The 12529-nt window shown below is 40.9% G+C and carries 13 protein-coding genes; 9 read left to right on the forward strand and 4 right to left on the reverse strand.

Features of this window, described 5'->3' with window-relative positions; all coding sequences use genetic code 11:
* Positions 1–181 precede the first annotated feature (181 nt).
* Together CL667_14890 and CL667_14895 are read left to right on the forward strand one after the other, a co-directional pair.
* Entirely contained in the window at positions 182–1540 is a 1359-nt protein-coding gene (locus CL667_14890; protein ID MAL18982.1) for an AAA family ATPase, read from the forward strand.
* A gap of 371 nt (positions 1541–1911) precedes the next feature.
* Positions 1912–2475 carry an NADPH-dependent oxidoreductase gene (locus tag CL667_14895; protein ID MAL18983.1) on the forward strand — a complete coding sequence of 188 codons (564 nt, stop codon included), beginning with the start codon at positions 1912–1914 and terminating at the stop codon, positions 2473–2475.
* A gap of 7 nt (positions 2476–2482) precedes the next feature.
* Here the strand turns inward: CL667_14895 and CL667_14900 are convergent, their stop codons facing one another.
* From CL667_14900 to CL667_14915, 4 genes are all read right to left on the reverse strand, one after another.
* On the reverse strand, positions 2483–3187 hold the full coding sequence (locus CL667_14900) for a DNA-binding response regulator (GenBank protein MAL18984.1): 705 nt from the start codon (positions 3185–3187) through the stop codon (positions 2483–2485).
* Positions 3177–4904, reverse strand: coding sequence for a two-component sensor histidine kinase (locus CL667_14905; protein ID MAL18985.1), 1728 nt, complete (start codon positions 4902–4904; stop codon positions 3177–3179). Before CL667_14905 ends, CL667_14900 begins: the two co-directional genes overlap by 11 nt.
* 141 nt (positions 4905–5045) lie before the next feature.
* Positions 5046–7046 (reverse strand): peptidase, encoded by a 2001-nt coding sequence (locus CL667_14910; protein MAL18986.1) that lies wholly within the window; start codon positions 7044–7046, stop codon positions 5046–5048.
* 57 nt (positions 7047–7103) lie between these two features.
* Positions 7104–7463: a response regulator gene (locus CL667_14915; GenBank protein ID MAL18987.1), complete on the reverse strand. Its 360-nt coding sequence runs from the start codon at positions 7461–7463 to the stop codon at positions 7104–7106.
* 534 nt (positions 7464–7997) lie between these two features.
* On the opposite strand from CL667_14915, the gene CL667_14920 reads away from it, so the two are divergent.
* The 7 genes from CL667_14920 to CL667_14950 all read left to right on the forward strand — a co-directional run bounded on the left by CL667_14920 (position 7998) and on the right by CL667_14950 (position 12509).
* Positions 7998–9200: a hypothetical protein gene (locus tag CL667_14920; GenBank protein MAL18988.1), complete on the forward strand. Its 1203-nt coding sequence runs from the start codon at positions 7998–8000 to the stop codon at positions 9198–9200.
* Position 9201: 1 nt separating this feature from the next.
* Positions 9202–9876 (forward strand): hypothetical protein, encoded by a 675-nt coding sequence (locus tag CL667_14925; GenBank protein ID MAL18989.1) that lies wholly within the window; start codon positions 9202–9204, stop codon positions 9874–9876.
* A 102-nt stretch (positions 9877–9978) separates the two neighbouring features.
* Complete coding sequence (locus CL667_14930) at positions 9979–10185, forward strand: hypothetical protein (GenBank protein ID MAL18990.1); 207 nt, start codon at positions 9979–9981, stop codon at positions 10183–10185.
* Between the two features lie 84 nt (positions 10186–10269).
* On the forward strand, positions 10270–10659 hold the full coding sequence (locus tag CL667_14935; GenBank protein MAL18991.1) for a hypothetical protein: 390 nt from the start codon (positions 10270–10272) through the stop codon (positions 10657–10659).
* Entirely contained in the window at positions 10656–11639 is a 984-nt protein-coding gene (locus tag CL667_14940; GenBank protein ID MAL18992.1) for a hypothetical protein, read from the forward strand. The genes CL667_14935 and CL667_14940 overlap by 4 nt, the downstream gene beginning before the upstream one ends.
* 2 nt (positions 11640–11641) lie before the next feature.
* The gene (locus tag CL667_14945) at positions 11642–12196 is read left to right on the forward strand and encodes a hypothetical protein (GenBank protein ID MAL18993.1); all 555 of its coding nucleotides are present in this window, start codon (positions 11642–11644) and stop codon (positions 12194–12196) included.
* A 4-nt stretch (positions 12197–12200) separates the two neighbouring features.
* Positions 12201–12509: a hypothetical protein gene (locus CL667_14950; protein MAL18994.1), complete on the forward strand. Its 309-nt coding sequence runs from the start codon at positions 12201–12203 to the stop codon at positions 12507–12509.
* Positions 12510–12529: the final 20 nt, after the last annotated feature.

Below are 12529 nucleotides of genomic sequence, written 5' to 3' on the forward strand. Positions count from 1 at the left end.
TTCATGAATTACCCCTACGGTTGGTGGCACAAATAGCGCAAGCGTCTCGCTTGTGCGTTATTTAGGTCTAAGCGGATAGCTTGAACTACATTTTCTATGTATCCTGCAACAGTACATATTCATCTTTCATAAGGATAAAGAAACACATACATTATACATGCTTAAACATCAAGCCTAAAACATGGATCTTTTCCAAGAAAAAAAGTCTGGATCTCAATCCAACAAAGAAAACCCACAGTATAGCGAGCCCTTAGCTACACGGATGCGTCCACAGTCGCTGGATGAGTTTGCGGGACAAGAGCATTTGGTTGGTGAAGGAAAGATGCTCCAGCGGATGATCGAAAGTGGGATTATCGGATCACTCATCTTTTATGGCCCGCCGAGTTCAGGAAAGACCACGCTTGCCCATGTTATTTCCAGAGAGATAAAAGCTCAGTTTGAAGTTATTAACGCCGTGCTTGATGGAATCAAAGAATTGCGAAATGTAGTTGACAAAGCTGAGAAGCTCCGTAAACTCAATGGCCGTAAAACTATTTTGTTTGTAGATGAGATTCATCGCTGGAATAAAGCCCAGCAGGATGCTTTGCTTCCTCATTTAGAGTCAGGAATAATCACTTTAGTGGGTGCAACAACTGAAAATCCTTTCTACTCTTTAGTGAATCCTCTGTTATCGAGATGCCAGCTTTTTGAACTTCACCCCTTAACCATGGATGAAGTAAAGTTGATGCTTAATCGTGCACTTAAGGATGAAGAACGCGGGCTGGGTGGAAAGGAAATTGAAGTAGAAGACGCTGCCTTTGATCATCTCGCTGAAATGGCCGGTGGAGATATCCGAAATGCACTCAACGCTTTAGAGGTGGCGGTACTATCCAGTACTCCCAATGAAAATGGAGTTATTGAGATAAACCTAGAAGTAGCAAAGGAAAGTATCCAAAGAAGGAATGTGCGATACGATCGTACTGGAGACGAGCACTATCATTATGCCTCTGCCTTTATTAAATCTATGAGAGGTTCTGATCCTGATGCGGCTTTGTACTGGATGAATGCAATGCTGGAAGGAGGTGACGATCCTAATTTCATTTTCAGGCGACTGCTTATCTTTGCCAGTGAAGATGTTGGACTTGCAGAACCAAACGCTCTTTCCATTGTAAACTCATGCCAGGAAGCTTTTATGAAATGTGGTATGCCCGAGGGGATGTATTTTCTTTCCCATGCCTGTTTGTATCTCAGTCAGTGCCCAAAGAGTAATAGCACCAAGGCAATCTTTGAAGTAAATCGCGAAATCAGTGAAAAAGGAGTGAAGGATATCCCGCCCTATCTTAAAGATAAAACTGCAAATAAATTGGGAGCCAAACATCTTGGAGTCGAAAATGCTTCAGACGACTATAAATATCCCCACAATCACCCTAACAACTGGGTGGATCAACAATACTTACCGGATGCTTTGAAAAATAAGAAATGGTATAAAGGGGGAAGTCAGGGAAGGGAAGCTTTGCTTTGGAAAAAGTGGCAAGAGATTAAGAATCAAAAAGAAGACTAAAAGAGCAAGGTTTGTTAAAAGAAAATAGGCGAAGCACGTCAGCACTTCGCCTATTGTTGTTGGAGTCACTAATACTATCAGAGAGCAAATCGCAGCCTAACCAACCGAACTCTCTGAAAAATATTAGGCGGAATAAAAAGTAGTAATGAAGTAATTCAGCGATCACTTCATTACACCTGAAAATATATGCCTTTATAAGTATAATTCAAAAATAAATTAGGCAATTAATATAAAAAAGTTATTTATATATAGGTTTTGTTGAAAAAGCGCTTACATAGTTAGGTGTATTTAAGAAAAGGCATGGTTGGAATGTTTTTCATCAGTAAATGGTATGTTTATAAGAATGCAAAATCTGCGATAACAAAAGATTAATGGATCTAAAAATAATCAGTAGTACCGACCGTCCTAATTCAAATGCACTTAAAGTTTCTAAATATGTTCAGTCTTTATATAAAGAAAGAGGGGTAGAGGCAGGGGTTATTAGTCTTGCAGACTTTCCTCTTAAAGAAGTGATCGGTGGGCCATATGGCAAAGACCTGCCAGCAGTAGAAAAATTTAGAAGACCAATAGTAGAAGCAGATGGATTAATTTTTGTGATTCCAGAATACAATGGAAGTTATCCGGGAATTTTAAAGCTATTTGTAGACTACCTCCCATTTCCGCAAGCGTTTGAGAAAATGCCAATGGCGTTTATAGGGGAATCTGCCGGAGCATTTGGAGCCCTTAGATCGGTAGAACAATTTCAGATGGTAGCCAATTACCGAAATGCACTTCAATTTCCTGAACGCGTATTCATTCCCCGAGTTACAGATGAATTTGATGAAGAGTCAGGTTTGAAAGATGAATTCAAGCAAAAACTACTATTATCACAAATAGATAACTTCATCAAATTCGTTGAAGCAGTTCGGCAAAAAGAAATGGATCAGTTAATCTGATCTATCCTTAACCATTTCTAAGCATATACCCTACTCCATGTAAGGTAATCAGGTAGCGGGGGTCGTCAGGGTGGACTTCAATTTTTGCCCGTAGTTTAGAAATATGAACATCAACTGTACGGGTATTGGTACTGAATTCATATCTCCACACTTTTTCTAAAAGTTCATCTCTGGAGACAGGTTCATTTGCGCTTTTAAGTAAATACCGGATGAGTTCAACCTCTCTGGAAGTGAGTTCTATTTCTTCTCCATCCGGCCTAATTACCGCTGACTCCATTAAGTCGATTTTGATAGGACCTAATTGCAAAATATCAACTTCACCAGATGTAGAATAGGTGCCTGCACGACGAAGCCTTGCTTCAATTCGGGCAAGGAGCTCTTTTACACCAAACGGTTTTGTTAGATAATCATCGGCTCCAAGATTAAGGCCTTTCACCTTATCCGGTTCCTGGTCTTTAGCCGTAAGCATGATTACAGGGAAGGTGTATTTTTCATTTCTGATTTCCTCCAGGATGTCGTAGCCGCTTTTACCGGGCAGCATAACATCCAAAATCATAAGGTCAGGTTTGTGCTCTTTGACCATTTCCATGGCTTGAGTACCCTCTTCGCTAACGGCGACATCATAACCTTCGCTTTCAAGTGTATCCCGTAAAGTGAAAACCAGACTTGGCTCGTCTTCTACAACGAGAACTTTCATGCGTTTATCCGACATATTCTGTGTGCTTATTATTCTTTTGTGTTGGTGAAGTGCCCGTCTGTGAGCCTTGTAAACTATTTTCGGAAGCTTCGTCTTCCGCTAATTTAGGAAATCTTACAATAAATGTTGTTCCTTTACCCAAACTACTTTTTACATCAATTTTACCACCATTCAATTCAACCATATTTTTAACAATACTAAGGCCTAATCCATGGCCTTTAATCTTGCTACTCAATGAGTCGGATTCATCTACACGGTAGAATTTTTTAAAGATATTTTTTTGTGCTTTTTTAGGAATGCCGATTCCATGGTCGGTGATACTAAAAAAGACTTCATCTTTATTCTCTGAAATCTGATACTCGATATACTTCTCGCCATTGCTATATTTGACAGCATTTTCTGTGAGATTATTAACGATGGTCTCAAAGCTATCGCTATCAATCATACACGTTGCTTTCTCAGCTGAAGACTTAAATTTCACATCAAAGCCTTTGTTTTCAATGTACTCCCTGTTCTCATTCAAGTAGGAGTTCATGAGTTCGTGAATGCGATAAGGCGCAGCTTTAATCATGTTCTGACCAGAATCTACCCGAGCTACATCCAGAAGCTTTTCAATCATACCTCTGAGCCGTATGGATTCATTATAAATGTGTTCCCCATATTGCTTGAGTCTTTTGGGTTCGGTGACTCTGCCGTCCGAGATGTTTTCGCCGGCAGCCTGCATAACAGCCAGTGGTGTTTTCAATTCATGAGTTACATTTGCCAAAAAGCTAGCTTGGCGCTGCGCTAGGTGGCGTTCCCGCTGTGCAGTAACAAACATGAAAATCAATGCGCCCATTAAAAATAGTACAGCCACTCCCAATACAATGAGGTTTTTTACAAGAGTAGCATTGTAAGCATTTGAAACGGGAGTTTGTAGGAATGCAATATTCAAAGACCAGTTATCAAAAAAGCCGGAACCGGAAAAGCCCATTCTATGATCCCGCAGATCACGATCGTAGGTAACGGTGGAATCATTGGTAGCAATAACCCGATTATTGGCCCAATCTCTTACCCAAACAACAATCCCTGATTCACTGCTTTTGCCAAAGTAACTGGTTAGCAATGGGGGAAATACCTCATTTACAATATAATCTTCATTCAGAGTGAGGGTAAGGTAACCAATCATTCTGCTTTCTGAGAGATTGATCAATCCTACATTCAGGCTCCTGTGGGTATCAAACTCAAAGTTGTTGTTCCACCGGTAATTGAAGTCGTTGAGCTGAATCTTAGTTTTTGTTCTTGTAAGACCAACTCCATCACATACTAAATCGGGGTAATCATTAGTTGGGGTGATGGCATTTTGTGCAGAATCATATTTGTAGATTGCTTCTCCGGTATCACAAGGATCAACATTTTCGGGCGTAAAATAAATGCTATCAAAAAAAGGACTTTTTGAAGACCTGGTTAGTACTTCCTGAATTTTTTCAGGAAACTGACCATCCTCAGCAATAGCGTTCTCAATAGGTTCAAGTTGAATCCGGTAAAGTCCCCTTAGTGGTTCCAGAATTTGATTTCTGATGGTATCGTTGATCTCATCTAGCTGGTCAATGCGGCGCTCTTCTTCACTTTCAACCATGCGATCCCGCAAATCATAAAGAGAAAGCACATTCATGCCTGTAAGCGCAATAATAGCTGAAAGACCTAACATCAAAAGAATCCAGCGAAAAGCCCTGTTTCGAAGAATTTTCATAGTACAATGGTTTTAAATTTCAAAAAGAAATATAGCATTCTACTTGAATCTTTAAACTCAAAGTTGGTAAAAATAAACGGATATTAAAAAAGCCCCTAAAGTATACTGGGGCTTTCTCTCAAGTCATATGAAAGGTGATGCTTATTTCATCCAGATATTATTCTGACGATTTGTGTCAGGGTAATAGTGATCGGCATCAATTTCTATTTTTGTAATAGTTGAGGGAGCTTCGATGGTTGTAGATGTCATCCTTTTACCTCTCATCCAGTCTTCGACACCAACTCTGGTACTCATAGAGTTGCCGTCTTCAAAAGTGATCGTTAAATCAACTGGCATCACCACATTGCCAAAATCTTCAATCGTAATGGTGGCTTCACTACCGGATTGTTCAAAACCTGCAACTGACTGGTCGAGTGTCCAGGTTTCGAAGTACCAAGATCTCCAGAACCAATCCAGATCTTTTCCGGAGACGTCTTCAAAAGTGTTAAACATATCGTAAGGGGTAGGGTGTTTATATGCCCATCGATCCATAAAGGTTGTCCAAGCCTCAGTAAAAACATCTTCGCCTAGCACACCCTTCAAAGCAATAAGCACAGATGCCGGTTTAGGATAGGATGCTACTCCGTAAGCCGGTCCGGGATAATGGTAATCAGACCAACGCATGATTTCACCTTCTAAGTAACTGCCGGCTATGGGGAGGTAGCTATTAAATTCTTTCAAGCGACTAAAAGTATCAGGAAATATATCCCAACGGGCTTGAGCTTCGTGATAGGTAGTTGCTCCTTCATCCATCCATGCGTAACGGCGCTCGTTACTACTTACGATCATAGGGATCCACATATGAGCGATTTCGTGAGCGGTCACATTATACAATGCTTCTTGCTTTTGCTCTAAAGGAATATTGGGATTTGGAATATTATAACTGCCGATTACGGTCATCATTGGAAACTCCATGCCGCCACCAATAATACCGGCGCCCTCAACTGAGGTCATATGCGGCCAGGGGTATTCGATGCCTGTGTAATCTGATAGAAAAGAAATAGAGTGGGCAGTGTACTCAGCTGACTTTTCCCAAAGCGGAGCAGACTCGCGCCAAAACGCATTGATCTGAGTATAGTCGGTATTACCGTCTCCGTCTATATCACCAACGGGTGTTCTTAGGGCATCCCACTGAGATTCAAGGGTGGCACTGAAAGCAATATCACGAACCTGTTCAGCCTGGAATTTCCATGTCAGCTTTCCTGATTCACTGGTATTGGTAGTATTCTTAAAGTCATTAATAGAGACAATATTTACAACGGAATCTGATTGTGTTGAATGATTGTACTGTTCGAGAATCGAAGGAGCTAGTACTTCTTCAGGGTTTAAAAAAGCTCCGGTACTCATTACTATCCATTGTTCAGGAGCAGTGATATTTATGTCGTAATCTCCAAAATCATGATAAAATTCTGCGTTTCCGGTAAAGTCATCTCCAAACCATCCATACACATCGTCATAAGTGGCTACATGCGGGAACCAATAAGCTAAAAAATAGAGGTTCTTTCGGCTGTACCCCATTCGGCCACTTGCTCCGGCTTGGGGAATTTTGAAATTCCAGTCAATCTCAAGGTCGATAACCTGATCCGGAAAAATTCGCTCATTTGGATATACAATCAAGTTAGTTCCCTGAACGATATAAGTCGGGCGGCTTCTCTGATTGCCTACTACGCTTTCACCGCCGATGGTAACACGGGTAATGTTTACGCCTCCCGTTATTTCGGCAATGTCTTTACGGGGCACTCCTTCTTTATGGAGGTTTTGGGCTAACTCAAAAAGCATAAAGCTTAGCGTGTCGGGAGAATTGTTGGTGTATGAAATGCTTGCCTCTCCAAACAGCATTGTATCAGCAGGCACAAGCTCGGCATTGATGGTATAAGAATAGGTGTTTGTAAAATAGTTGGGTCCCGGGTTACCGTCAAAAGAGCGATAACCGTCTTCAACAGCTTGTTGGAAATCAGAGGGTTCTTCTACCTCATATGGGATTGGGCGTTGGGAAGTAAACGCCGATGTCTCTAAGGTGGGTTCAGTCGTCTGTTTTGAAGGTGAGCAGGCAGTTAACAGGGCTAATGTGCTGATCAGGAAAGCACGAGAAATCGTCTTCATGGTTCTACAATGTAAGTTATCAGGTATAAAGGTGGTGAGCGAGCTCAGGAAGTTGTACTACTTGTGAATCTTACTTTGATTCTTTTCAATGGACTCCTTGAGGTCATTGAATTCAATCGGTTTCACAAGGTAATCAAGATAATCTGTTTCTTTTGCTCTCTGAACGTGGTGCGGATCCGAATTTCCTGTTATATAAATAACGGGCACATCAGAGAATTTTCGAATTTCTTTCATGGCCGTGATTCCATCAATTTCTCCTTCAAGAGAGATATCCATAAGAATAAGATCCGGCTTAATTTTCTGAGCTACTTCTATAGCGGTTTTACCATATACAAGCTCACCTTCAGCGTCATAACCCAATTTCTCAAGGTAGCTTTCATACAGAAGATTCAGGATCAGATCGTCTTCTACGATCATCACTGTCTTGTTCTGTTTCTTATCCATTACATTCCGTTATTTGTCATTGCCTATAAGCATATGTACCTAATAATAACATGAATTGATATTAAAGGAAATTTTATAACAATAAAAAATTGCAAATAAAGGATTTGTAGCTTGAAATAGGGTTGTGCATTCTAAATTCTTGATAAGAATCATTAATGAGATCTAGAACAAAATCAAAGAAGGATTCCAGAGAAGATGCTATAGCGTTTAAACCAAAATTGCCGGGCATAAAAAAAGCCTGTTTCTTTTGAAAAGAAACAGGCTGTACGGTAGTGTACCTGAGGCCGGACTCGAACCGGCACGGACATTTTAATATCCATTGGATTTTAAGTCCAAAAAGTCCAAATAACTATCCGTTTCAGTTTATCCGCATTAGTAACGTAAATCTTTGCCTATCAATCATTAAAGAGTTATTATTAGTATCGACTTGTAACTCACTATAACGTTATTTTGTTACCCCAGGGTTACCCCACGCGACGTATGGGGTAACAAATAGGATGAACTTTTATGGAAAAGAGCCTTACAGATGCATATGTGAAAACGGTAGAGTCACCGAAGCGAATTGAGATCTTTGATACCTCGAAATCAGGGCTGGCCTTGAGGGTAAACCCTTCCGGTTATAAATCGTTTTTTTACAGGTATAGATTTGGTGGTAAGATTAAACGATTTACTATCGGCAGCTACCCCTCTATTTCATTGGCAGAAGCTCGGCGCCGGGCTGATGAATTAAGAGTTCAGGTCCATGCCGGTGAAGACCCACAAGGAGATAAGCAGCGCCTCAAAAATCGTGAGGCACCTAAAACGATCGGAGAACTGGCAGATTTATTTGAGAAAGAATATATAGAACGTGAACTCAAAGAGAGCACTCAATCATCTTACAAGTCACGATTAAACAAAATCAGAAAAAAATTTAGCAGGTATTCAGTTGATGAAGTTACTCGTGGTGATGTGAAACGTTTTCTGAAAAAGATTGCTGAAAAGCAGCCCTATAACGCTAATCGAATCCAGGCTATTTTCTCCAAGATGTATTCCTTTGCCTTTGAGGAAGAGTTCACGGATAACCACCCACTTAAACGCCTTTCAAAATTTGGTGAAGAGGAGACTCGCGATACCAACTACTATCCCGAAGATATACGGAATATTTGGCAAGCTATGGAGGAAGAGAGGGAACCAACTCAAAGCCTTTTGAAGCTACTTTTAATTACCGGTCAACGGTTGGGCGAAACCTCCCGGATGAAATGGGCTGATATTGATACTGAAAATGCTTTGTGGATAATTCCCAAGAAAGAAACCAAAGGGGATCGTGTACACGTGGTTCCGCTATCTGATAAAGCCATTGAAGTTCTCGAACATCTGCATGAGCTCACAGGAGAAAAAGAATATGTATTCAATTCCCCTAAGAAGGATGGCCAGCCACTTTCGTATTTCCGACAGGTTATGGATCGGGTGGAAGAAGTTGCTGAACTGGATGATTTCCGGTTACATGATCTCCGGCATATTGTAGCAACCAACATGCAGCGGCTTAAGATCGATTTCATGCACATTGGGAAAGTGCTAAATCATAAGGGCATGGCTAAAGAGTACATTGTAACCTCCAGGTACATTGATTACGATTATCTGGATGAGAAGCGAGAGGCATTGCAGAAATGGAGCAATGAACTGGAGCGAATAATTTCAGGCAAGAAAGCCAAAGTATTTAAGATTGGGTAATATGGAAAATGACAAAAGAATAGATGAAGCTAGGGAAAGGTTATTTTTTACTGAACTTAGTGAAGAAGAAATTGAATTTGAGCAAAAATTGGCAAGGAATTATTACTTGAACAGGTGTATACCATCACCTAATTATAGTAAAACTCTTAAAGAATCAGTTCCAATTTCATATGGTTGGCCAAGTGATCAAGATGAGCAAATTAAGTTAATTAATGGTGATAATTTACTACCCATTCAGGTCTTAAAGCCAATACCACCAAAAGCTGAGGGCTTGAAATTTACAGAGGTTTCAACTGAGAACCTTCTTCATGATCGCCTTTTATTCAAATCTCTACTTCAACTAAAAAAATATATTGATCGACACAAAGAGCACTTGGAAAGGTTAGAGGGCATTATTATAGATGAGGCCAAAAAAAATGATGTTACTAAAAACGGACCAAGAGAATTAAGCACTGAAGATAAAATTTATCTTTGGATAGATGAGAATATTCCTAACTCACCAAATAAAGAGGATTACAAAAAAGCATTTGAGGTTGTGGTTAATCACCCGTCTCCTAAAACTGTTACAAACCAAAGTTTGATTGAAGCAGTAGAATCTAAATACAAAGACCTAAAAGTTGGAAGTAAAGCCTTGGAGGGAAGGATGTCAGCTTTTAAAAACTCATTACCATTGTAGAGATATTTTATTTCCTAAACTTTTCCTAAACCGTTTAGGAGGACTACCAGTCCATCTTTTTTAGTTTCTGTCAGTTACAACAACAACCAAAGTGTAATTGACATGAGCAACTTAAATATTATTCGCATTCAGGATTTAGCTGACCGGCTTTCAGTAAGCAGGCAAACAATCTGGCGCCTATCTAAAACAGACCCCAATTTCCCTCCAAAGGTAAGACTAACAGGACAATGTGTTGGTTTTCGCGAGCAGCAAGTAGAAAGTTGGCTCGAGTCTAAAACTGAAGCCGAAACTGAAGAAGTAGCTGCATAAAAAAGGCCGTGGTTAGAGCCACGACCAGGGGAGAGGGCTAATAATTTAGCCTTTTCCCGGCGCACTTCAAAGAAGGAGGAGAGGATGATAACCAATCGAACAGTTAACCCACCAAGCAGATTTAAACCGGAAGAAAAGCGGCGACTTATCAAGTCAGCCAGCTCACAGGAAGAAGCGATTAAGCAGTTCTTCAGAGAGCATCCAGATGAGAAGTATCACTTCCAGGATGTAAAGTCGATTTTCAATTTCGATAAGGACTCAGTAAAAAGAAGCTTATCAAATCTCTCCAACCCCAGACCGTCCGGTCCATGGATAGACGACAATGGAGAGCCGCCGATTCTGAAACTTGATGAGAAGCGGAAGAACCCAAAGTCAGGAATAAGGATCCATCTTTACAAGTGGAATCCGAAATACGGCCGGCGCCGGATGAATAACCAACCGAACCTCTTCGAGAGTAGGAGTTGTGCTGCATGAATAACCCAAACCCCAAAGTATGGGACTGGCGGTCATACATTATTCACTATGCCCCAGAAAACCCAACCTACCGGCATGTACTACTAACGCTTTCTTGTTTTATGGATTCGGCTGGGGGTAGCTGCTTTCCCTCTATTAAAAAACTATCTGAATGTACCTCACTTTCAAAGCCATCGGTTATCAAATATTTGAATCAGGCTGAAAGTGATGGTTGGATTGAAAAATCAGTTCATGGCTTCTCTGGACAAGGCTGGAAGCGCCACGAATACACCGCATCTATACCTGAAAAGGTGGTTAACGAGATTAACCACGTAGGCAGTAAAGGTGGTAAACCTCATAATGAAGGTGGTAAAGCTGAGAACAAAGGTGGTAAAGCTGACAGGGGTAAGGTGGTTAACCAGGTTAACACTATCTCTTCAGTTAACTCTTCAAATAACTCCCCAGTAGAGAGCTCTTCCGAAAAACCAGTTTTAGAAATCAGTGAAGATGCTCTCTCTCTTGTTTCATTTTTTTGGGAGTGCTTTTCTGAAGCCAATCCTCAGATACCAACTAAACCTAATGATGATCAGTCCACTCACTTTCAGAACTTAATTGATGAGGGTTACAACGTAAATGAAATTAAACAGCTTATTGAGGCCCTTTTTACACTGGAGCTTGAGCCGTGTTTATTCTACCGGAAACATGTAGATGACCCAAAGTCTTTTGAGAAGCATGCGAGGAAATTCTACCTCCAGATACGTTCTGCTTATACCGAGAAGAAGAACAAGCCCAAAACGAGGGGTCAAAAACATAGTGATTTTATGCATTACTTAATGGAAGACCAAGCGCACTCTTCCAGGTATAATGGACATGGAAACACCCCTGACGCACAAGGAATCGCAGAAGATGTCGATGAACTCTTCAAAAACGACCCGCCCAAAAATTACCAATCCCGTTATGACGAGTCTGCTTTAGATAATTATAAACCACAAAATAACTAACTATGAATACCGAAATAACAAACATTTCCGAACTGGACTCTTACAGCGATTTAATCGCTTCAAAGAAGGCGAGACAGAATCACGAAGAGCACCTCAAAATGATTAATAATCAGTTGGAGTCCATTCACAATGATTGGAAGCAAAAGAAGCAAGCTTTGGCAAAGGCTCTTGCGAACCCAAATTCAAAGCTAATCGAAACTGAGCAACTGGAACAGGACGTGGATGATTTAAAGTCACAGATGGGGCCATTGAAGAAAGAGCTGGATGAGCTTTCACGTAATGGCTATTCAATGCCTGAGCCCAAAAACAAGTCAGGAACCTCGTTTACAAAAGAGGCTGTCTCAGTTATCAACAATCAACTGGAAGAACTGGAAGACTGTCTCGGTCGGGCTTTCAAAATATGTGAAGACATTGCTGCTAATGAAGTAGTCGCAAACCAAGTGAACATGCCAAGTGTACCATACATCCACCCGGCGAAAGACTACATATCTCAAGCCCGAACTCATCTTAAGCAATCCCGCGGTAAATGGGATCACACTTATAACCAAAAAAACTAAGACTATGAAAACGAAGAAGAATTATTCGATGCTCTGCAAGCTTTGCGATAACGTGCAAGAGCCATTATCAGTGACTCCAAAGAATGGGGATTTCTCAGCCACTTACAGATGTGACACTTGCACAAATGTATGGAAAGAAGAATATCCATTCGATCACGAATCAACGGAAATTGAAGAAGTGGAGGCAACTGAGGGTCCAGACTTTCAAACTCCGGAAGGTGACCCGCTAAAATGGAGCGCAGAAGAGCGTGATGGTTTTATTGAAGCAAATGGTCGACCGGCTTTCATTGAGCTGGTAGGAAGTACCAGGTAATGTGTGTGGCATCGTGGGAG

It is taken from the genome of Balneola sp., from assembly GCA_002694685.1.
In the GTDB taxonomy this organism is placed as follows: Bacteria; Bacteroidota; Rhodothermia; order Balneolales; family Balneolaceae; genus Gracilimonas.